The sequence below is a fragment of the Dyella japonica A8 genome, assembly GCF_000725385.1.
Classification (GTDB): domain Bacteria; phylum Pseudomonadota; class Gammaproteobacteria; order Xanthomonadales; family Rhodanobacteraceae; genus Dyella; species Dyella japonica_C.
The window spans coordinates 2,015,528-2,037,460 of record NZ_CP008884.1; the positions used below are offsets into that span (position 1 = coordinate 2,015,528).

Annotated in this window: 19 protein-coding genes and 1 tRNA gene; 16 read left to right on the forward strand and 4 right to left on the reverse strand. The window is 62.2% G+C overall.

Annotated features, from left to right (window positions below; genetic code table 11):
- Nucleotides 1-10: 10 nt before the first annotated feature.
- Nucleotides 11-1,144 (forward strand): fimbrial protein, encoded by a 1,134-nt coding sequence (locus HY57_RS22105; protein WP_235186634.1) that lies wholly within the window; start codon nucleotides 11-13, stop codon nucleotides 1,142-1,144.
- Between the two features lie 420 nt (nucleotides 1,145-1,564).
- Complete coding sequence (locus HY57_RS08305) at nucleotides 1,565-1,750, forward strand: hypothetical protein (protein ID WP_200873910.1); 186 nt, start codon at nucleotides 1,565-1,567, stop codon at nucleotides 1,748-1,750.
- A 184-nt stretch (nucleotides 1,751-1,934) separates the two neighbouring features.
- On the opposite strand, the gene HY57_RS08310 is transcribed toward HY57_RS08305, so the two are convergent.
- Both HY57_RS08310 and HY57_RS08315 read right to left on the reverse strand, forming a co-directional pair.
- Nucleotides 1,935-2,678: an FkbM family methyltransferase gene (locus HY57_RS08310; RefSeq protein ID WP_019467372.1), complete on the reverse strand. Its 744-nt coding sequence runs from the start codon at nucleotides 2,676-2,678 to the stop codon at nucleotides 1,935-1,937.
- Between the two features lie 34 nt (nucleotides 2,679-2,712).
- Nucleotides 2,713-5,484 (reverse strand): hypothetical protein, encoded by a 2,772-nt coding sequence (locus tag HY57_RS08315; protein ID WP_144240795.1) that lies wholly within the window; start codon nucleotides 5,482-5,484, stop codon nucleotides 2,713-2,715.
- 612 nt (nucleotides 5,485-6,096) lie between these two features.
- Between HY57_RS08315 and HY57_RS22285 the strand changes: the two genes are divergently transcribed.
- Both HY57_RS22285 and HY57_RS08320 read left to right on the forward strand, forming a co-directional pair.
- Nucleotides 6,097-6,324, forward strand: coding sequence for an OmpA family protein (locus HY57_RS22285; RefSeq protein WP_081500757.1), 228 nt, complete (start codon nucleotides 6,097-6,099; stop codon nucleotides 6,322-6,324).
- Between the two features lie 342 nt (nucleotides 6,325-6,666).
- Nucleotides 6,667-7,119 (forward strand): CopD family protein, encoded by a 453-nt coding sequence (locus tag HY57_RS08320; protein ID WP_026034299.1) that lies wholly within the window; start codon nucleotides 6,667-6,669, stop codon nucleotides 7,117-7,119.
- A 261-nt stretch (nucleotides 7,120-7,380) separates the two neighbouring features.
- On the opposite strand, the gene HY57_RS08325 is transcribed toward HY57_RS08320, so the two are convergent.
- Complete coding sequence (locus HY57_RS08325; protein ID WP_019467376.1) at nucleotides 7,381-8,394, reverse strand: NAD-dependent epimerase; 1,014 nt, start codon at nucleotides 8,392-8,394, stop codon at nucleotides 7,381-7,383.
- 447 nt (nucleotides 8,395-8,841) lie between these two features.
- On the opposite strand from HY57_RS08325, the gene thrS reads away from it, so the two are divergent.
- The 12 genes from thrS (at nucleotide 8,842) to HY57_RS08385 (ending at nucleotide 20,301) form a co-directional block, all read left to right on the forward strand.
- Complete coding sequence (gene thrS, locus HY57_RS08330; RefSeq protein ID WP_019467377.1) at nucleotides 8,842-10,743, forward strand: threonine--tRNA ligase; 1,902 nt, start codon at nucleotides 8,842-8,844, stop codon at nucleotides 10,741-10,743.
- Nucleotides 10,744-10,787: 44 nt separating this feature from the next.
- The gene (gene infC / locus HY57_RS08335; RefSeq protein ID WP_304529332.1) at nucleotides 10,788-11,312 is read left to right on the forward strand and encodes a translation initiation factor IF-3; all 525 of its coding nucleotides are present in this window, start codon (nucleotides 10,788-10,790) and stop codon (nucleotides 11,310-11,312) included.
- A 566-nt stretch (nucleotides 11,313-11,878) separates the two neighbouring features.
- Nucleotides 11,879-12,076 carry a 50S ribosomal protein L35 gene (rpmI, locus tag HY57_RS08340; protein WP_019467379.1) on the forward strand — a complete coding sequence of 66 codons (198 nt, stop codon included), beginning with the start codon at nucleotides 11,879-11,881 and terminating at the stop codon, nucleotides 12,074-12,076.
- Between the two features lie 16 nt (nucleotides 12,077-12,092).
- On the forward strand, nucleotides 12,093-12,452 hold the full coding sequence (gene rplT, locus HY57_RS08345) for a 50S ribosomal protein L20 (RefSeq protein WP_017463630.1): 360 nt from the start codon (nucleotides 12,093-12,095) through the stop codon (nucleotides 12,450-12,452).
- 145 nt (nucleotides 12,453-12,597) lie between these two features.
- Complete coding sequence (gene pheS, locus HY57_RS08350) at nucleotides 12,598-13,593, forward strand: phenylalanine--tRNA ligase subunit alpha (RefSeq protein ID WP_019467380.1); 996 nt, start codon at nucleotides 12,598-12,600, stop codon at nucleotides 13,591-13,593.
- 22 nt (nucleotides 13,594-13,615) lie between these two features.
- On the forward strand, nucleotides 13,616-16,015 hold the full coding sequence (gene pheT / locus HY57_RS08355) for a phenylalanine--tRNA ligase subunit beta (RefSeq protein WP_019467381.1): 2,400 nt from the start codon (nucleotides 13,616-13,618) through the stop codon (nucleotides 16,013-16,015).
- 1 nt (nucleotide 16,016) lies between these two features.
- A complete protein-coding gene (ihfA, locus tag HY57_RS08360; protein WP_019467382.1) occupies nucleotides 16,017-16,316 on the forward strand; it encodes an integration host factor subunit alpha in 300 nt (99 codons plus the stop codon).
- On the forward strand, nucleotides 16,297-16,653 hold the full coding sequence (locus HY57_RS08365) for a MerR family transcriptional regulator (RefSeq protein ID WP_019467383.1): 357 nt from the start codon (nucleotides 16,297-16,299) through the stop codon (nucleotides 16,651-16,653). The genes ihfA and HY57_RS08365 overlap by 20 nt, the downstream gene beginning before the upstream one ends.
- A gap of 64 nt (nucleotides 16,654-16,717) precedes the next feature.
- Nucleotides 16,718-16,794: transfer RNA gene (locus HY57_RS08370), tRNA-Pro, on the forward strand.
- Between the two features lie 133 nt (nucleotides 16,795-16,927).
- Nucleotides 16,928-18,379, forward strand: a complete 1,452-nt coding sequence (locus tag HY57_RS08375; protein ID WP_019467384.1) for a site-specific integrase — start codon at nucleotides 16,928-16,930, stop codon at nucleotides 18,377-18,379.
- Nucleotides 18,380-18,631: 252 nt separating this feature from the next.
- Nucleotides 18,632-19,105 carry a hypothetical protein gene (locus HY57_RS08380; protein WP_019467385.1) on the forward strand — a complete coding sequence of 158 codons (474 nt, stop codon included), beginning with the start codon at nucleotides 18,632-18,634 and terminating at the stop codon, nucleotides 19,103-19,105.
- A 260-nt stretch (nucleotides 19,106-19,365) separates the two neighbouring features.
- Nucleotides 19,366-20,301 (forward strand): hypothetical protein, encoded by a 936-nt coding sequence (locus HY57_RS08385; RefSeq protein ID WP_144240796.1) that lies wholly within the window; start codon nucleotides 19,366-19,368, stop codon nucleotides 20,299-20,301.
- A gap of 855 nt (nucleotides 20,302-21,156) precedes the next feature.
- Here the strand turns inward: HY57_RS08385 and HY57_RS08390 are convergent.
- Entirely contained in the window at nucleotides 21,157-21,396 is a 240-nt protein-coding gene (locus HY57_RS08390) for a hypothetical protein (RefSeq protein WP_019467387.1), read from the reverse strand.
- Nucleotides 21,397-21,933: the final 537 nt, after the last annotated feature.

A 21,933-nucleotide genomic window follows, 5' to 3' on the forward strand; every position in this document is an offset into this window, starting at 1 on the left:
GAGTACTGATATGAAGTTATTCAACTCAAAGTCATCACGCTTGACACGTTTTATCCTTGCGGCACTGCTGCTCATGTTTTTCTCACAAGGCTCATGGGCAGCGTGGTGCTCCAGTGGTGGCGGCCAGGCCTATACGTTGACGCTGCCGGCTACGATTGCTGTGCCACGTGATACACCCGCGGGTACGCCGCTTACCCAATGGTATGACTTCGGCAAAACGACCTTGTATTTTGGCTGTGGTTCCTCATCAGGCGCCTCAGGCAATGCATACCAAGGCGTAGGCTTGACCAATAGCGGAAAGACATATGCCGAAGCAGGTAGGACCTATACGCTTTACGACACCGGCGTGCCTGGTGTGGGCATGGCGGTGGGGCTATTTACCATGAACACCGCAGCCTGCACTGCGGGAGGCGGGGGCTGGTACGGACCGGGCAATTTGAGCCCTACGGGAGGCGCCATGGACGCTGGACGTACCCCTCCTCCTGCAGGATGGACAGGAGAGGGTTGCGCAGCTTTTAACAGCAGTTCAAATAACAATCTGGGAGGTAACGTCCAGGTCAAGCTTGTGACTACCGGCCCTGTATCTCCTGGAGTGACAACGGCTGGGGAAATAGTGCGTGGAGCGAGCTATTACAACGGCGTCATCAATAGCGGCAACCCCATGATGTCGGTTTCTGTGACGTCCACCGCAATCACCACCCTGGCATGCACCACGCCCGATGTGATTGTGCCCTTGGGTAGCCATGCTGCAACTGAAATGGGTTCGATGGGATCCACCACGGTGGCAGTCAACTTCCATATTAGTATGAACAACTGCCCGGCAGGCCTTGGAACAGGGATCGGTGGCATCACTACGGTCCTGCCCGCCATTCAGTACCGTATCGACGCGGCGACGACTGTGGCTAACAGCGCACAATCGGTGGTGACCCTGGATAGCTCATCCAGCGCGACCGGAGTGGGCGTGCAGTTGCTGGATGGCAATGGCGCCGTCATGCCGCTCGCTACGTATAAGACATTCAGTGGCTATGACACGACTAACGGCGGCAGTTACATCATTCCGTTCAAGGCGCGCTATTACCGGACGGGCAATATTACTCCGGGATCAGCCAACACCTCGATGACCTTCACCATGCTCTATCAGTAGTCCTCCAACACTGATGCTGCAACGTGAGCAACGCCCCGCATGGTGCGTTGCTTTTTTTTAAGGAAACCGGGGACGGAGGTAGTTAAGTCCGTTCCTAAAGAGTCTTGATAGGAGCCGTCCACGCGGCTCGTGTTTTTTCAGAGATTGATTGAGTCGTGACGTAGCGTCGCCGGCCTAAGTGCTGCCTGGACGTCCCGTTCGGCGCAGGGTTGCTGGGCGGCCCAGCGCATTCTCGGTCATGGCAATGAACCTGGGGCTGCCGAGTGCGCGCTCTCGGCGAAGGTGCTCACGAATGGGAAGCAGCACGTCGTCGTTGATGCCTGCGCGCAGCCATGCGCGATAAGCAGCACTCCGCTGTGCCGGCTCATGGCTATGGCAAGAAAGGCATCGCCCACGGTCGCGGATCACCGGAGCGCCCCGGTGAATGCCTTGGGCTATCTGCGTGCCATGTTTACCGTGGACGACATGACCGAGACGCTCGAGAAGCTCCGTAAGTGCGGCGCGCAGCTCGTAGGCGAAGTAGTGCGTTACAAAAACGCGTATCTGCTCTGTTACATCCGAGGGCCAGAAGGGCTGCTCATCGGACTTGCCCAGGAGATCGGCTGAGCGACGGTGCTGCCAAAGCGCGCGCCGACGTCGGATGCATGGACATTGAGCGTCCTGGGATTCAGGCGACTGGGTGGCGGACTTAATTACCCTCGTCCCTTTGCGTCGTTTGCTTTTCGTTTGCTTTTGGCCTGACCATCCCTTTTGGCCTGAAAAAAGCCCCCTGTCGGGGGCCTTTTTCAGATCAGATTTCGTGCAGATGGTCGAACGACAACCGTCCTTCGATCGGCGCCGCAATGACGTTCTGCGATACGCGACCCGGGAAGAAATTGTCGCTCTGGTCGGCGTAGTTGTCCTTGTTGAACAGGTAGGGCAGGTGGGACCAGCAGCGGTAGCCGAGTTCCTTGATGGCTTTCACCTCGGCAATGGACTGCTCGGCCGTGCCCAGGCGCAGGTAGATCACCGGGCGATGCTTGCGCACGGTTTCCTCGGCACCGCCAAGTACGCTTTCCAGCGTGCCCGGCTGGTTCACCTTCAACAGGTGCAGCGCCTCCAGGCCCAGGCTGTCGATGTTGGTCACGCGCACGCGTTCGTTGGCGGCGCTGCCCATGCTCGGCAACAGGTCCGACAGCTGCGTCACGCTGGCGTGACGACCCAGCCACACCGGCAAGGTGTGCACGTTGGTCAGGCCGTTGATGGCCAGGTTGGCGCACAGCTGCTGGAAGTCCAGCCGGCGGGGCTCGGCGGTATGCACTTCACCCTGCACGCCAACGGCGCGTGAAAGCCAGAGTGTATGGGCGCCGTAATCCGCACCAAACTCCACCACGGTCTGGCCTTCCTCGACGAAGGTGCTGAGCAGGTCCAGTTCCTGCTCCATCCATTCGCCCAGCAGGTTGAGCGAGCGTACGGCAAGGTTATCGGCGGTAACGGCATTCATCACGCCATAACGCGTGTTCCACATGCGGTGTGACACTTCGGCAGCGTTCATTGGGGTTGTCTCCTGTAAAGGGGTAGAGGGGGATCTATCGGGCGGTGTGGCCGGTGCTCTGCGACAGACGCATGCACTGGTTCAGGCGTTTCCACTGGGGTTCATGGGCCGCCGTGGTCATCACCGTCGGCTGGTTGGCGAGCGACGCGTGCCATAGCCGCAAAAGGTCCGCGTCGTGGCAGCCCGCGTCCCACGCTGCTTCGCAAAGCTGGCTTGCAACGGCCACGTTGCCCGCAACAAACTCGCAGCGGGCCGACAGGCGCAGGGCCTGGGCGTCGTACGGCATTGCCTTGAGCAACCGCCGTGCCAGGGCAACCAGCGACTGCAACTCACCGGCCGATGGCGTGGCGGTTTCCAGCAGCGCCAGACGTGCGTTGATGCCGCAGGTCAGGGCGCGGGCCAGGTTGCCGTCGTCCATCGATGCCGACCCGTCGGAGAAGCGAATGGCCTGCTCCAGCGCCGTCTTGCGTTCACGTGGGTCCAGCAGTGGAGCACGCGCCAGGGCGATCTCGGCTCGCTCTAGCGCCACGGTTTCGGCGAAAAGCACGGGGGATTGCGCGCCCACCAACAAAGCGTCCGCCTGGCCCAGCGTTTCCAGTGCCTCGCCGATCATTTCGTGGCTGGAGCGCAGACGCAGGTAATACGCCCGCGCAAATTGCACAGAACCAATGTCATCGGGGGAAAGCGACGCCATGCGCTCGAATAGCGGTTCGGCCTCCGCCAGCTTTTCGCGGGCGGGGCGGTCGCTCAGCATGCCCGACCACTCGCGCAGTATCTGGATCCACGATAGCAGCGGCAGGATGGATCGCGCTTCTGCCAGCTTCGGCGCATACATGTCGCGCAACTGGCGCAGGCGCATCACACACGCGGCGCCTTTCAGGTGCTGCAGTCGCGACAGCTCAATGTCGATCTGACGGGCGAGCCATTGGTCGCGCATATCCTGCGGCGCATGCTCCGGCACCTGATTCAGCACCTCCACGGCGCGGGTGAGCAGCGCATCCGCCGCCCGGCCCTGCAGGCTACGGGCCTGGGCTTGCCATATCGTCATCATCAGCCAGCGCGCGTCGGCGTCCATATTCGCCATGGGCAGGCCAGCCAGCCGCTGTTGCGCCCGCTCAAGCAGCGACGCCTGCTCGTCGGTCGCGGCCAGCATGGCGCGTTCGTATAGCGTGCGGGCGTGCTCCAGCGCAGATCGCGCATCGCCTTGGCGCGCCGAGTTCGAGCTGCCCATCAGGCGCAGCGCCGCATCCAGGCTTTCGGCGCGCGCCTCTCCCTGCCGCCGGTCCGCCATAAACAGATGGCAGCGAACCAGGGCGCCACCCAGCATCGGCTCGGCGTCCGGGTCGGCCACCATCGCACGGTGAAACGCCTGGATGGCGCGTGTCACGGCATCCTCGGCATTCGGGCCGTTGTCGCGTGCCACGCGCCACCAGCACCAGCCCGCCACGGTCCATGCCTCGCCCGATGCGAGCGAGGCATCCAGTGCGGGCGCCAGCGCGTCCAGTGCCTTCCACGGGTAGCCCAGGGTCAGCTGCTTCTTGGCCTCGCTTATGGCATCGCGCTGTAGCACCTCCGCTGCCATGGAGTCTCGCCGTTGCGCCTCCATGCGCAAGGCTTCGCGCTCCAGCGCTTCACGTTCCCGCGCCTTTCGACGCTCAATCTCCAGGCGCTCGGCTTCCTGACGCGCCAGCTCGCGCTGCGCCGCCTCCCGTTCCATCGCTTCGCGCTGCAAGGCCTCAATGCGCTGCGCCTCGCGCTGCTGATGCTCACGTTCCATCGTCTCGCGTCGCATCGCCTCCGCACGCAGCGCTTGCTCATGCGCCTGCGCTTGCGCTAGCAACAGCGTTGCCCATGCCTGCGGCGGTTCGTTCGCTTCGCGCGCTTCATGCGCCGGCTGGGCTGGCGGCGCGGTTTGCGTTCCGGACACCCAATGGAGAAAGGTGTCATCGTCCATGGATAAATCGACCTTCGCCGGGCGAAGGGGTTTGGTCAGCCCATAGCGGCTATCCGTGGTCGGCTTCATCAAAAGCGAGCCATGGCCGGCCTCGGTCCAGCTCTCCACCTGTACGTTGCCAATCGGCCATCCGCGAGAAAGTTCTGGCGGGTCTACGCCGAAGAATGGCGAAGCGTTGGGCGAGGGCGAGGCGTACTGCCATCCGTCCCACCCAATCCGCGCAACACGGCCTTGCGTGGGTTTGGCTTTGTCCCTTTGAGCGCGACGGTATCCGGCAAAGGTCAGCAGGCCCGCCACCATCACCACCAGCGCCGCTGGGCCAAGTGTTTCCCACGAACGCCAGGGCATCCCCTCTTGCGCCGGGGCAGGCGTCATGGAGGGCGCCCGCGGCACGTCAGGTTTCTGGGTAGGCAGGGGGCTCACCGCCGTGGGCGCCGATGCACCGGCAGGCGTGTCGACATAACGTGTCGACGCAGCCGTGTCGTCTATCAATAGCCCGAACTCCGATTCGTCGCTCATTGCTCCGGCAGCGATAGGTAAGCCCATCGTGTCGGCGGGATCCGGCGAGGCGCTTCGCGCCGTAGTTATGTCAACCAGACCGCCCGCGCGCATGTTTTTCATAGGCGCGGACGCAGCCGGGCGCAGCGCTCCGTCGTTCGGCGCGGCGATCCATGCCGACGCAGACGAGCCGGCATCGACAGGGGACACGGGCGGCGCATCGGCGTGCTGGCTACTGTGCGCCTTCTTGTTGAGCGGCTGGCCCGTCGCGTGCTGGCAAGCCGCTACAGACGCGCACGCCAACAGCAGCCCCGCCACGCCGGTCGGCGTTATTTTCATGCCCAGCGCGTTCACGCGCTTCGAATCCACCCTCAACCACGGAGCCGCCGGCAAGCCTGCCGGTGACCTCTCGCCTGCAGGGTGGTCGCGGCCAGGTGAAAAGACATGCCAGGGCCAACCGGCACTCTTTTCCTGTACCGCGTGCGGGTTGTGTGGCGTGGTCATCCTCGTCGCTCCGGGGGAGATGGAAAGCAGGACAGGAAGACTAGAAGTTGCCCAGCGGGCCAGTAACGGGATGAATCCGAAAAGCACCGCGTGACCTTTGCCCTGCGACGATCATCAGCGTATGGCTTAACCCCGCCGCGTCATAACTGCCTGACCCATATCGCCATGGTGCGATGGTGACGCAACCAAGCGATGGTCAGGCGCCCCGCGCATGGCACGACCTTTTCATGCGCTGAAAGAAAACGTTGCTATGCGAGCCGGGCGGCTTTCACATGGTCGCCTCTGCACGCTTTCGGGCGAGTGCCCAGTGTGACAAGCCGCCTACTTCCATCGCCGCAGGGCGTCGCCGCACACGCCTCTTGTCAACACGAACGCCACCAAGCTAGCGCCTTGCTAAGAGTCGCTAACGAAACTACCGAGTGGCTCGGAGCCCGGGTGTGAAGACGGTGGAGGACCGATCGCCTGGGCAGTGCCGCGTACAACAAGACACTGTCCGAGCGCCGTGCGGCTACGGTGCAGAAATACCTGGCCGTTCATGGGGCGGCACGTGTACCGATGACCCATCGCGGCGAGGGGGCGACGCAGCCGGTGGTGCAGTGCGATCTGCGGGATCGTCAGGCGGTTATCGCTTGCCTCGCACCGAACCGGCGTGTGGAGCTGCTGATCTACGCGGAGGCTGCCGCCCAGTAAGCCATCGTTGACCTGATCGACGGTTGGTTTACCGACCCGCCATGCGCTGCATGGCGGGTTTTTTATGGGCGATGCTGGCAGGTCGCTGCCGCGTCATCCGGCCTGCCCAGGCGGGCTTGTGTAAGAGCGTGACGCAGGCCCACTTTGGAACATGCTTGCGATCATGAGAGTGCTTTGGCGCGAGCGATTTCGTTTTCTCACCGGGGGATCAGGACACTTTGTCGCGTGTGGGCCTGATTTCTTGACGCGATCCGCGAACCGGTTCGATGCTTGGGCGACTTTCAGCACTTGTCGTGGCCCGTCTGGCCGGGCCAAGGTGCCGACCCTGTCCCCAAGGAAACCATGATGACGTATCTCTGGATTAAGAGCTTTCACGTGGTGTTCGTCATCGCTTGGATGGCCACGGTTTTCTATCTGCCGCGCATCCTGGTCAATGTCGCCGAGGCCGGTGAGGAGCCTGCGGTCAGGGCGCGGCTGTTGCTGATGGGGCGCCGCCTGTATCGCTTCGGGCACAACATGTTTGGCATAGCCGCCCTGTTCGGTTTGACGCTATGGGAGGGTTGGCGCGTTTTTCCGCAGACCTTGCCGAACGTTGTTGCATCGCTCCACTGGATTGACGCCAAGCTCACGCTGGTTGTCCTGATGCTGGTCTATTTCAGCTGGACTGGCCGACTGCTCAAGCGTGCGGAGAAGGGCGGGGCGCTGCCATCGACAAAGACGCTGCGCATCATGAACGAGCTGCCCGTGCTGGGGTTGCTTGGCATTGTGTTCCTGGTGATTGCCAAGCCGTTCTGATCGTTCGCGGCAGGCCTGTTTCTGTTTTCTGTGGGAGCGCACCCTGTGCGCGACCGGTGACGCGGAAAGGTTTGGGTTTCGCTAGGCGCTTGTCGCGCACAGGGTGCGCTCCCACAGGGGCGATGGACCGGGCGTTCGCCGGCCTTCGCCGGCCTTTTTGTAGGAGCGCACTTGTGCGCGACGGGGGGCGCGGGAACGATCGGTTTTAGTCAGGCGCTTTGTCGTGCACAAGTGCGCTCCTACATGACGCGACGAAGGCGGCTACTCGCCGCGCTGGACATATTCCTTGTACCAGGCCACGAAGCGTGCCACGCCTTCTTCAATGGTCGTGTTCGGCGCGTAGCCCACATCGCGGCGCAGCGCGGATACATCAGCCCAGGTATCTGGCACGTCGCCCGGCTGCATGGGCAGCAGGCGTTTGTCCACGGTGCGGCCAAGGTTTTGCTCCATCAGTTCGATGAAGCGAAGCAGCTGCACCGGCTGGTCGTTGCCGATGTTGTAGACCCGATAGGGCGCGCTCGACGTGCCCGGGTTGGGGTGCAGCGCGTCGTAGCCTTCATCCGGCTTGGCTACGTGATCGAGGGTGCGGATCACGCCCTCGACGATGTCGTCGATATAGGTGAAGTCACGGCTGTGGTTACCGTAGTTGAAGACATCGATGGCCTCGCCACGGCTGATGCGGTCGGCGAACAACATGGGCGACATGTCCGGGCGCCCCCAGGGGCCGTAGACGGTGAAGAAGCGCAGGCCGGTGGTGGGCAGGTCATACAGGTGGCTGTAGGTGTGGGCCATCAGCTCGTTGGCCTTCTTGCTGGCCGCGTACAGGCTCACGGGGTGGTCGACGGCGTCTTCGATGGCGAAGGGCATCTTGCGGTTCGCACCATAGACCGAGCTGGAGGAGGCGTAGACCAGGTGCTCGATCTTCCCGTGGCGGCAGGCTTCCAGGATGTTCACGAAGCCCACCAGGTTGCTCTGCACGTAGGCCTGCGGGTTCTTCAGCGAATAACGCACGCCCGCCTGTGCCGCCAGGTTGACCACCCGCTGCGGCTGGAACGCGGCGAAGGCCCGGTTCACGGCCTCGGCGTCGGCCAGGTCGGCACGCAGGTGGGTGTAGTGGGGGTGATCGGCGAAGCGCGCCAGGCGGGCTTCCTTCAACGACGGGTCGTAGTAGTCGTTGTGGTTGTCGATGCCATAGACCTCGTCGCCGCGCGCCAGCAGGCGCTGGGCCAGGGCGGAGCCGATGAAGCCGGCCGTGCCGGTGACGAGAATGCGCATCGCAGAACCTCCGGGAATGGGGCGCGCATTCTATCGTCAGCTCTTCTGAGACTGGGCAAATCTACTGAATTGACAGGGCAGGGTGCGCTAAACTAGCGTTCTTGCCGTACTAACCCTGGAGACAAGGTGGCCCGCGCGTCCTGCGTCGGTCGAGTGTGTGACATGGCGACTACCCACTTCCAACGCTGATCTGAGCCACGCCTTGTATGTCAGGAAGGGCGCGTGGCGCTCTTTTTTTATGGGTTTTTTTTCGGAGTGCCGGGGAACTACGGTTTTCGGCCCACCGTCATTCCCGCGAAAGCGGGAATCCAGTGACTTTGAGCTTTAGAAGCAGAGGCGCTGGATTCCCGCTTTCGCGGGAATGACGGGTAGGAAGACCGAGGTTCTTCGACGCTTCCCAAGAACAAATGAGCACGCTCCGTTGAGCGTCTCGATTCAGGTGCAAACATGATTGAAATCACGCTACCCGACGGCAGCAAGCGCCCGTTTGACCATCCCGTGACGGTGCAGGATGTGGCTGCCTCCATTGGCGCCGGTCTGGCCAAGGCCACCCTGGCGGGCAAGGTGGACGGCAAGCTGGTGGATGCCAGCTTCCCCATCGAGAACAACGCCAGCCTCGAAATCGTCACCGACAAGAGCCCCGAGGCGCTGGATATCCTGCGCCACTCCACGGCGCACCTGCTGGCGCAGGCCGTGCAGCGCTTGTATCCGGGCGCGCAGGTCACCATCGGCCCGGTGATCGACAACGGCTTCTATTACGACTTCGCCTACGAGCGCCCGTTCACGCCTGACGATCTGGTGAAGATCGAGGCGGAGATGGAAAAGATCGTGAAGGAAGGCCTGCCGGTGACGCGCAGCGTGAAGTCGCGCGACGACGCGGTGTCGTTCTTCCGTGGTCTGGGCGAGGAGTACAAGGCCGAGATCATCGAAAGCATTCCGGCGAACGAGGATCTCTCGCTGTACTCGCAGGGTGAGTTCACTGACCTTTGCCGTGGCCCGCACGTGCCCAACACGGGCAAGCTGCGCGCGTTCAAGTTGATGAAGGTGGCCGGCGCCTATTGGCGTGGCGACTCCAACAACGCGATGCTCACGCGCATCTACGGCACAGCCTGGCTCAACGACAAGGATCTGAAGGCCTACCTGCACCAGTTGGAAGAGGCCGAAAAGCGCGACCATCGCAAGATCGGCAAGGCGCTGGATCTGTTCCACCAGCAGGAAGAAGGCCCCGGCATGGTGTTCTGGCACCCCAAGGGCTGGGCCATCTGGCAGCAGGTGGAGCAGTACATGCGCCGCGTGTACCGTCAGAGCGGCTATCAGGAAGTGCGTTGCCCGCAGGTGCTGGACGTGTCGCTGTGGAAGAAATCCGGCCATTGGGACAACTACCAGGAGAACATGTTCTTCACCGAGTCGGAGAAGCACACCTATGCCCTGAAGCCGATGAACTGCCCGGGCCACGTGCAGATCTTCAACACCAGCCTGCACAGCTACCGCGACCTGCCGGTGCGCTACGGCGAATTCGGCGCCTGTCACCGCAACGAGCCCTCCGGCGCGCTGCACGGCATCATGCGCGTACGCGCTTTCACGCAGGACGATGGCCATATCTTCTGTACGGAAGAGCAGATCGAGTCCGAGGTGACGGCGTTCCACCAGCAGGCCATGAAGGTCTACGGTGACTTTGGCTTCGAAGACATCGCGCTGAAGATTGCCCTGCGCCCGGACAAGCGCATCGGCAGCGACGAGGTGTGGGATCGCGCCGAGAACGCCCTGCGCGCTGCGCTGGGTGCCGCCGGTGTGCAGTGGGAGGAGCTGCCGGGCGAGGGCGCCTTCTACGGTCCCAAGATCGAGTACCACATGAAGGACTCCATTGGCCGCGCCTGGCAGGTCGGCACGATGCAGGTGGATTTCATGATGCCCGAGCGCCTGGGTGCCGAGTACGTGGACGAGAATTCACAACGGCGTCACCCGGTGATGCTGCATCGTGCCATCGTGGGGTCGATGGAGCGCTTCATCGGCATCCTGATCGAGCACCATGCCGGTCTGCTGCCGACCTGGCTGGCGCCGATGCAGGCCGCCGTGTTCAGCATTACGGACGCCCAGGCCGACTATGTCCGCGAAGTGGCGCAAACCCTTGTCGATAAAGGTTTCCGGGTGCACGCCGATTTGCGCAATGAGAAGGTCGGCTATAAAATCCGCGAACATACGTTGCAGAAAGTCCCTTACCTGCTGGTGGTCGGAGATCGCGAGAAGGAATCCGGGGCCGTTTCTGTGCGTACACGTTCCGGCGAAGACCTGGGCAGCATGCCGCTGGCCGCGTTCGTCGAACGCCTGGAAGCCGAGACCCGTCGCTAAGCGGCGGGCCGGCATAAACAAGAACACTTCTGGAGGATAGTGGTATCGCTACCACCGACACTAAGGGCAATCGCCGTAACCTCGAAATCCGCGTGCCGCGCGTTCGCGTGATCGGCGCCGATTCGGAACAGCTGGGCATCCTGACCCGTGACGAGGCGTTGGCCTTGGCACAGGAAGCGGGCATGGACCTGGTCGAGATTCAGCCGAACGGCGATCCGCCGGTCTGCCGCATCATGGATTACGGCAAGTTCAAGTTCGAAGCCCAGAAGAAGGCCCAGGCGGCCAAGAAGAAGCAGAAGCAGGTCGAGATCAAGGAAGTGAAGTTCCGTCCGGTCACGGACGTGGGCGACTACCAGATCAAGCTGCGCAACATGCTTCGCTTCCTCGAAGAAGGCGACAAGGTCAAGGTCACCATCCGCTTCCGCGGCCGTGAAATGTCCCATCAGGACCTGGGCCAGAACCTGGCCAAGAAGATCCAGGAAGATGTGGGCGAGAACGGCGTGGTGGAGTCCTTCCCCCGCCTGGAAGGCCGCCAGATGGTCATGATGATCGGGCCGAAGAAGAAGTAAGCTTTTGGAAGTTAAGGAAAAAGCGGCCTTTGGGGTCGCTTTTTCTTTTGGTTTTTTTTAGGGACGCGCGCCCTCCTTGGGTGAAGCGATGCTTTCCCTGCCCCCGCTTTAGGGGCCAGGACGGTAAGGCATGGGTGCTCGCCCTAACCCCTCCTACCCGTCATTCCGGCGCAGGCCGGAATCCAGTGACGGGGCAACCGGTTGTCGCGGCACGACCCACCCATACGCCTCTGGATTCCGGCCTGCGCCGGAATGACGGTGAGGGTGGCCGGATCACTGAGGCCAGGTTGGCCCCTCACCCCAACCCTTTCCCCAAAGGGGAGAAGGAGCCGGAGGGGGATAGAGCGAAAAGCGGAGCGGGAGCCAAAGGCTCACCCGGCCGGTGCGAAAAGGCGGGGCAAAGGCTGGCAAATCCCTCCGGACCTCCCTATAATCGCCGGTTCGACCCACCAGGACGGGTCGTGAACCGATGCTGGCAGGACGGAAAGAGCGCCCCAGGCGCCGCCAGATCAGTCAGAAACCGGGGCAGCTCTTAAAAAGGGCGGGCCCCATCAAGGAGCATTCCCATGCCCAAGATCAAGACCAACCGGGCGGCTGCGAAGCGTTTTCGCAAAACCGCGTCGGGTAAGTTCAAGGCCGGTCACGCCTTCAAGTCGCACATCCTGACCAAGAAGTCGACCAAGCGTAAGCGCAACCTGCGCGCTACCAACCACGTCAAAGCTTGCGACACCAAGGGTGTGGCACGCATGTTGCCGTATCTCTAAGGCGGAGGACTAAACCATGGCTCGTGTTAAGCGTGGCGTTACCGCCCGTCGTCGTCACAAGAAGATCATCGGCCGCGCGAAGGGTTACTACAATGCCCGTCGCAAGGTTTTCCGCGTTGCTAACCAGGCTGTCATCAAGGCCGGTCAGTACGCCTACATCGGCCGCAAGCAGCGCAAGCGTCAGTTCCGCGCCCTGTGGATCGTCCGTATCAACGCTGCGGCTCGCCAGTTCGGCCTGTCGTACAGCCGTCTGATCAACGGTCTCGCCAAGGCCGGCATCACCGTCGACCGCAAGGTGCTGGCTGACATCGCCGTGCACGACATCAAGGCGTTTGGCGCGATCGCAGAGAAGGCGAAGGCCAGTCTGGCAGCGTAATTTGTGCGCTCATCCTTGATCGCGAAGATCAAGAAGCGGCCATTCATGGCCGCGCTCTTCAAAGGATGGGCGTAACGCTCGCGGGGAGGAGGCCGAAAGCCTCCTCCCCGTTTTTGTTTCTGACTTTCACACCGGAATCGCATCGATGGACGATCTGGACAGCCGCGCCTCGCAGGCGCTGGCCGATATCGAGAAGGCCGAGTCGCTGGAAGCGCTCGACGCGCTGCGCGTCAGCCTGCTGGGCAAGAGCGGCATCGTCACCGCGGCGCTGAAAGCGCTCGGCGCGTTGTCGCCCGATGAGCGCAAGGCGCGTGGCGCCGAGGTCAACCGCGTCAAGGATCGTCTCGCCGACGCACTGGCTGCCCGCAAGCAGGTGCTGGAGCAGGCGGAACTCAACCATCGCCTCGCTTCCGAAACCATCGACATCACGCTGCCTGGCCGCAACGGCGAACGCGGTGGTATCCACCCGATCACCCGTGCGCTGGAGCGCATCACCGCGATCTTCTCGCGCCTGGGTTACCAGCGCGCGGACGGTCCGGAGATCGAGGACGACTGGCACAACTTCGAGGCGCTGAACTTCCCGCCGCACCATCCGGCGCGCGCCATGCACGACACCTTCTACTTCGGCGACGGCCGCCTGCTGCGCACGCATACCTCGCCGGTGCAGGTGCGCTCCATGCAGGGTCGCCAGCCGCCCATTCGCATCATTGCGCCGGGCAAGGTGTACCGCAGCGATTCGGACCAGACGCATTCGCCGATGTTCCACCAGATCGAAGGCCTGCTGGTGGATGAAACCTCCAGCTTCGCTGACCTCAAGGGCACGCTGGCCGAATTCATCCGCGCGTTCTTCGAGCGCGATTTCGAAATGCGTTTCCGTCCGAGCTACTTCCCCTTCACCGAGCCCTCGGCCGAGGTGGACATCCGCTGGGACGCGGAAGACGGCAGCACGCGCTGGCTCGAAGTGCTGGGCTGCGGCATGGTGCATCCGAACGTCCTGAAGAACTGCGGTATCGATCCGGAGCGCTATACCGGCTTTGCGTTCGGCTTGGGCGTGGAGCGCTTTGCGATGCTTCGCTATGGCGTGTCCGACCTGCGCGCGTTCTTCGAGAACGACCTGCGCTTCCTCAAGCAGTTCGCCTAAATCGCAGCAGGAACCGATACGCATGAAATTCTCCGAGAACTGGCTGCGCGAACTGGTCGAGATTCAGGCTGACCGCGCGGCGTTGGCCCATGCGCTGACCATGGCGGGCCTGGAAGTGGAAGAACTCACCCCGCTGGGCGAAGGCCTGGACGGCGTGGTGGTGGCCGAAATCATCGGCGCCGAAAAGCATCCCGAAGCCGACCGCCTGCAGGTGTGCAAGGTGGACGCGGGGCGGGGCGAGCCGCTGCAGATCGTCTGCGGCGCGCCGAATGCGCGCGTGGGCATCAAGGTGCCGCTGGCCACCGTGGGTGCGAGCCTGCCGGGCGGCATCAACATCAAGGCGGCCAAGCTGCGTGGCGTGGAATCCTTCGGCATGCTGTGCTCGGCCAAGGAGCTGGGCATCGACGCCGACGCATCCGGCCTGCTGGAACTGCCGGCCGATGCCCCGGTGGGCCAGCCGCTGGCGGCCTACCTGGGCCTGCCGGATGCGAGCTTCGAGCTGAAGCTCACCCCGAACCGCCCGGACTGCCTGGGCCTGTACGGTCTTGCGCACGACGTGGCCGCGCTGTTCGGCAGCCATGTGAAGACCGGCGAGCAGGCCGCTGCGCCGGTGACCGGCGACGCGCGTCGCGGCATCCGCCTCGAAGCCGGCGCCGACGCACCGCGCTACCTCGGCCGCATCATCGAGGGCATCGACGCCAAGGCGCGCACGCCGCTGTGGCTGGCCGAGCGCCTTCGTCGTTCGGGCCTGCGCCCGATCAGCGCCGTGGTCGACGTGACCAACTACGTGATGCTGGAACTTGGCCAGCCGCTGCACGCGTTCGACAACGACAAGCTCCATGGCGACATCGTCGTGCGCCATGGGCGCAATGGCGAGACGCTCAAGCTGCTCGATGGCTCCGAAGCGAAGGTTGACCCGGGCTTCCTGTTGATCGCCGACGACAAGGCAGGCCTTGCCGTGGCCGGCGTGATGGGCGGCTTTGATTCGCGCGTCACCGATGACACGCGCAACGTGTTCCTGGAATCCGCGCACTTCGCGCCCGCGGCCATCATGGGGCGTGCGCGCAAGCTGGGGATGCATACCGATGCGTCGCATCGCTTCGAGCGCGGCGTCGATCCGGCACTGCCGCAGCGTGCGCTGGAGCGTGCGACCGAGCTGCTGCTGGCTATGGCCGGCGGCAAGGCGGGCCCGGTGCTCGTCGCCGAGAACCTTGCCGATCTGCCGAAACCGGCGACGGTGGTGCTGCGCCGCGCACGTCTGAAGCGCGTGCTGGGTATCGAGGTGGCCGACGCCGAAGTGGCGCGCATCTTCACTGCGCTGGGCATGAAGGTCGAGGCACAGGCAGACGGCTGGCAGATCACCGCGCCCAGCAGCCGCTTCGACATCGAGCGCGAGGAGGACCTGATTGAAGAGGTCGCCCGCATCCATGGCTATGACAACATCCCCACCAGCACCCCGGCCGGCGCGCTGACGCTGGCGGTGGAGCCGGAAGCCCGCCTCAACGAGCTGGCCGTGCGCGAGCAGCTTGCTGCGCGTGGCTACTACGAGGCGGTGAACCTGGCCTTCATCGGCAACGACGTGCTGCAGCGCTGGGGCATGACCGAACAGCTGGTGCCTTTGGCGAACCCGCTGTCGGCCGACCTGGCCGTGATGCGCCCTTCGTTGTTGCCGGGCCTGATCGTGGCGTTGTCGTACAACCGTGCCCGTCAGCAGGAGCGCGTGCGCCTGTTCGAGCTGGGTCGCACCTTCCGTATCGCTGCGGAAGCGGTTGCCCGCAAGGACGCACCGACCGAAACGCCGACGCTGTCCATCGTGGCCAGTGGCACGGCACATGCCGAGCAGTGGGGCGAGGCTTCGCGCACGCTGGACTTCCATGACCTCAAGGGCGACCTCGACGCCCTGATCGCCTGGGGTGGCGAGCCGGATCGCTGGGCGGTCCATGCCGATGGCCTGCCGGGCTGGCTGCACCCGGGCCGTGGCGCCCGCGTCACCCGCGACGGCGTGACCGTGGGTTACCTCGGTGCGCTGCATCCGCAGCTGGCTAAAGCCCTGGACCTGGGCGCCGATGTCCATGTGCTCGAACTGGAGCTGGAACCGGTTCTGGCCCGCCGCTTGCCCAAGGCCCATGCCGTGCCGCGCTTCCCGTCCGTCCGTCGCGACATCGCCGTGGACGTGCCGGAAGAGGTGAGCTGGTCACAGATTGAGCAGACGGTCCGCAGCACCCTGGGCGGCCAGCTCAAGGAGCTGCGCCTGTTCGATCGTTATAGCGGGAAGGGGGTCGAACCTGGCCGAAAGAGTCTCGCTATGGGCTTGATTTTACAGGACGCTTCACGCACCCTTACCGACGACGACGCCGACCGTAACATACGTGAAGCAGTCGCTGCGTTGGAGATGGCATGCAAGGCGAAGTTGCGAGGATAAGATGGCGCTGACCAAAGCAGAGATGGCCGAGCGCCTCTTTCTCGAGGTGGGCCTCAACAAGCGTGAGGCGAAAGAATTCGTAGACGCCTATTTCGAGGTGGTTCGCGAAGCGTTGGAAAAGGGCGAGCAGGTGAAGCTGTCGGGTTTCGGCAACTTCGATCTGCGTCAGAAGAACCAGCGGCCGGGACGCAATCCCAAGACGGGCGAGGAGATTCCCATTTCCGCCCGCCGTGTGGTGACGTTCCGACCGGGTCAGAAACTCAAGGTGCGAGTCGAGGGCTATGCTGGACCAAGGGAATAACACCGAGCTACCCGCCATTCCGGCGAAGCGCTACTTCACGATCGGTGAAGTGAGCGAACTGTGTGGCGTCAAGCCGCACGTGCTGCGGTACTGGGAACAGGAATTTCCCGCGCTCAACCCCGTCAAGCGTCGCGGCAACCGTCGCTACTACCAGCGCCACGACGTGCTGATGATCCGTCAGATCCGTGGCCTGCTGTACGACGAAGGCTTCACCATTACGGGCGCCCGTGCCCGTCTGGAAGGCCCGCAGGCACGCATGGAGTCGAGCATTTCCCACCAGATCGTGCGCCAGGTGCGCATGGAGCTGGAAGAAGTGCTGGCGCTGCTGCGCCGCTGAGTTTCAGCTCAAGGCTTCCGGTACTGCCAGCCAAGCTGGTAGACTTATCGTCTTGCCGTATCGTCGGGGCGTAGCGCAGCCTGGTAGCGCATCTGCCTGGGGGGCAGAGGGTCGTGGGTTCGAATCCCGCCGTCCCGACCAATTCGGCAACAAAGTTCAAGGGGTTAGGAATCACTAACCCCGCACTTCTTCGAAGTGCTACACCGAACTGCTGCGTCACGGTGTTACACCACCCGATCGACGCCCACAGGATCTCCACCCAGGAGATCCATCTGTGCCTACTGAAACCCATCTCTTTCTGCGCGGTCGCATCTTCTACCTGCGGCTGACGTGTCCGGCTGAGCTTCTGCGACTGCGTCGTGAGCGCGGGCTGCCCCTCAAGCGCACCTCGTGGCTCTCGCTCGCGACCAGCGATCCCTGGGAAGCGCGCAGGCGTGCCAGCGAGACCAAAGGGCAGTGGCTGGCAGATATTGAAGCCGAGTGGCAGTCGCTCCGGGTGGGCGGGGAGGCCTTGGTTCGGCGGGGGCGCGTATTGCATAGGTCGCACTTGCCGAGCGTTCTGGCGGCTCCAGCGTTGCAGGGCGCGAGGCCTACCGCAGTGTCGTTGGAGCCGCGTGGTGACGCTCTGGTGCCGGCTGGCGGTGGGGCAGTTGCATCATCGCGTCCTGCTCGCGGGCAGCGACTGATCGACCATTTTGATCGCTACCTGGAAGAGCAGCACGGGGCTGCCGCACTGCGTAGCTGTTCGGACAAGCGGGCCACGATCCGACGCTTTGTCGAATCCGCTGGTGACCTCTCCGTCCACGCTTACACCGCGGAGCACGTCGCTACGTTCAAGCGGGCCTTACGGGGCTACCCCAAGAACGCCGAGCACGTCTATCCCGGTATGAAATTCGCCAAGGTCATCGGTCAGGCGAAGGTCGATCAGGCCGAGCTCATCTCCCCCAAGACGATCAACAACAAGCTCTCGACCCTGTCCGCGTTCGGTGCGTGGCTGGAGCTCAATACCGCCGGGGTGAGGGCGGAGAGCTTCCGGACGACTCCGGTGAAGGATCATCGCTCCGACCAACGCATGCCGCCGTTCTCCGATGCGGAGGTGAAAGCGATCTTGCAGGCACCGTCATTCACTGGCTGCGAGTCCGAAAGGAACCAGACCAAACTAGGCTCCTACGTCATCCGGGACTGGCGCTATTGGATCCCACTGATCTGTGCCTATTCCGGGGCGCGGTTGGGGGAAGTGGCTCAGCTGCGTTGTGCCGACATCCGTCAGGTCGACGGTCACTGGATCTTCGACATCACTGACGAAGGGGAGGGGCAGTCATTGAAGACGCATACATCGCGCCGGATTGTCCCGTTGCATGCCAAATTGCAGGCATTGGGGTTGCTTGCTTATGCCGATCAAGCACGCGCTCTGGGGCATGAGTGGCTATTTCAGTCTGTAGAGCCCGACACCGATGGTCGTCGTGCGACTCAGGTCGGCAAGTGGTTCCGGAAGTTTCTGGCTCGCAGAGGGATCTCCCAGGACGTCCGAGGCGCTATGCACCGATTCCGCCATACCGTGGTGACCAAATTGCGGGCGGCAGGATATCCGGATCACGAGATCGCGCCGCTGGTCGGTCACGGGCTGGACATGGCGCGCATGACGGCAGGCTACGGCGCTGGCCAGAGTGTGTCGTTGTCGCGTCGAGCGGCGATGGTTGCACATATCGAGTTCGGCTTGGAATAGCGGCATTTATCTCCTATTCAGCGCTAAAAATCGCCATCCTTCGACTGTTTTGAATGTCGACTTGGAGCAATCGGGTGAACCAAGTTGCTGATCACGTTGGATTGATGCCCGGCGAAACTTCCGAGAAATTTGCAAAAAAAATCCTAGGAAATTTTTAGGAAATTTCTAAAAAATAATCTCCTAAAAATATTGCTTGAGCGTTCGCCACTCATGCATACCATCACTGTCTTCTTTCACTAAGAGGAGACGCGCATGGGTAAGAAGGAAGATCTGGTCGAGCTGAATCAGCCGAGCGAATACTCGGTAGCGGATGAGGTCGCAGACTTTAATAAGTGGCTGGACGATGTTCTTGGCAGCGATGCCGATCGTTCGATACCGATGCCGGAAAAGCTTCTCTTGGACGGCTTTTACATTGAGCCGGTGCCTGAACAGGCCAGCGAGCTGCAGCTTTGGGTACACCAGACGGGAGTGCATCCATCGAATGCTAACTTGGACGGTGATGAAGCGCGCATGTTGGCCAGCCTCATTGAACTTGTAGCGGCTAGTGCAGTATCTGAAGGTTCGCTTGATTACGGCCTTCCGAAAGAGGCCCTGTCGGTGAAATCGAGGTATCGGGGTGCCATTTGCATCGCGCTCTACGAACATGCTCCCCGAGTCACGATCCCGCGGGAGCGCGCGCTAGCGTTGGCCACAAGTTTGCGGTCAGCTGCGGCCAAGCTCCGCTAACACGCCACCAGATAAATGGGTGCGGTGTCGGTATCGCGAAGATACCGCTATGGAAATGGCTTGCGATCAAGAGGGCGTTGATCCACTCGCGTGCGTCGAGTCGGGGCAGCGTCCATGCAGCAGGCAAATCAAATTCTGAAAGGAAAAGGAACTATATGGCGAGGAAGCGAAAGTGGCATTCGAGTCACGTTGAGTCTGCACGGGAGCGGGCGAAGCGGCAGCGGTTGGCACGTAATAGTGGAAGCGAAGCAGCCATTTTGTTGGCGGAGCTGGAGTTTTGTCGCGAGTACATCCCTCATGAGCTGATTCAGGACGAACCGGAGCTCGACAGCACCGCCTGGATTGCGTATCGCTACAAGAACGCCTTCGAGCGTACCCAGCAGTTTACGTCCGACTATGCCGCCATTTATGTGTCGGTGCACGGCCAGTATAAAGATTTCGCGCAAGCACAAAGGATTAAGCCGGTCAGTGAGGATCTCGTCAGGAATGCGCGGGACGAAATGACGTCGCTGTGGAAGGCTAGGCAGGCCGCTGATCTGCTTGGTATGCCGTATTCCATGTTCATTCGCGCGTCCATGAAGGCGGCCGTCGATCAACGTGCATATAACCGGGTGCCGCGCCCCAATCAGCTGTGCACTTCATGGCAGGTCGAAGCAGCCGAGAAAGTCTGGTCCGATGAGCAGTTGATCATTTCAATCTTTGCCGACGATTGGGACCCGCGGTTTTTTGCGCCCCAAGGTCGGAAGGATCCTGCACGCCAAGCGGCGATCGAGCTCCTGGTTGCCAGGATCAATGCTCGTCCGCCGGGCAATCGAGCCGGGGCACTAGCGAACTACATTCATCGGCGACTTGCCCTGACGGAGGCGGAGGCAAGGGATCGTTTTGGCGACGAATTGGTGGACGAAGCTATGAGTGCCCGTGCTGCGCCGACCATTGAGCTGCCCCGGGAGGTCGGCTTGCCTCACCGTCCTGCGTGCTTTGGGTTTCGACCAGAAGTGCCTGCATGCACTGTCTGTTCCGTGAGGGACGCCTGCGAAGTGCTTCATGCGCGCATTGATCGGACTTTTTTCGAGCGCGTGGGAAACGTTGATCCTCAACTTGTCAGGACGCGGCAAGGGAATGCAGAGCGGAAGCGAAGGCAGCGTGCCAAGCAGCGTGCTGTGCTCGACGTCCCCCCGTCTTCAGCGGCAGGGTGAACTCGAGTCCCGGGTTCCTGTATCCGCCTTGCACAGGTGCCTGGTCTCGGATGGATTTACGGTGAGCAGTCACGTTTGCAGGTCACGCGCCCCTTAAGAGCAGTATTAATACTTTATCTAAGAAATAAGTAATAAAAGAAAGAAGAAGGGAGCGTGACATCCGGAACGAGATAGGCGGTGACCAACCACAACCAACCAGTGACCTTTTTGAAAGCCATCTCCGGAATGACGATGTTGTTTGCCGACGCCGGAATCTAATCGCTGCCGGCGAGTCTCTCCATCAGCGTCGACTTTGGTTGAGTCGCGCGTCCCTGGCTGGCTCGATGCGGTTCTGGTCGACCCCGGGGCATCGGGTGCGGCGAGGGTATTCGCTGATCACCGGACCCGCGCAGGTGTCGATTAACGCGCTCTCAGCAACACCCCAAAACAAAAGAGCCCCGCCGAAGCGGGGCTCGCTGTTGCTATCTCATCAAGAGCTAGCGACAGTCTCCGAAGTCGAACCTAATCGACGAAGGAAGGCGCCGCTCCGGAGAAAGAGCGGGCCTTGCTGCAGCTAACGTCCATTCGGACCTCGTTGCAGTCTCGGAAGCCGAACTCAATCGGCCTGCATAGGCTATCAGGGCACACAATGGGAGAAAAGCCTGTGTCCCTTACCCAAGCCCGCGGGTCTCGATCACATACTCGTTGCACAGTCCGGACGCGTCCCTCGCTGGCCCAGTGAGCCCGTGGCTGGCTCGGGGGTGATGAGTGCTAGGGGTGTATTCGAGAGAGTGCGGAGCGGCCCAGAAAGCGTCCCAGTGGGTTACTCAACAGTGTCAATTCCGGGGCAAGTCTGGCTCACACACACCTCAAATATCATTCGTCCAGGCAGTCCTCGTTGAGCTCCGCCATCAGCTCTGCGATGGTCCCGGTAATGACGTTCTCGCCGCCATCCTCCAGTTCGCGAATGGCAGCAAGCGTCTTCGCGTTGGGCTCGCGATCACCGAATTCGCGGCAGATAGGGCAGTCAGGGATGGTGGGCTCGGGCCGACTGGTGGTGGACATGGTGGAGTTATCCGAGCCGTGCTCTGTGACTTTTTTGTATTCCTTGGTCATCGGGCACCTCCTGCGCGTTGACGTTCGTGACGATAACACCGGAACGTAGGTGCACCATGGGTTTGAAGGCGAAAACCTCACAGAGAACGCATACAGAACGCAATACAGAAACTCGATTCTATCTATGGTCCGGAACGATGCATGCATGACACACCGCTTAAGGGCAGGGCTTGCGTGCTACGTATAAGACTGGGGCCATAGTCGGCGCGTGCTGCTCAGCCAGATTAGATGTCGCGCAGGAATTTCCCGTGGGGCAAGTGCGAAGCCCTAGGTAGGCCCCCGGTCCGCCTTATGGGTTGTGCCGAAGTCCACAGGCGGCCAGGCAATCTCCATACTTCGGTCGGTCGCCGCCCCTCACCCCTCGCTCTTGCTACCCGAGCGCCACAAGCGGCGGCATGCCCTTCCATTCGCGTTGATCACTTGAACTGGCGCGCGCAGGCTCGGGAGGCGATCGCGGCGGACATGTCCTAGCGAGAGTCTCGGCATTGTGCGCTGCGGTATGAGCTCCGGCCGTCGCAGTTCTGAGAACCTGTCTCT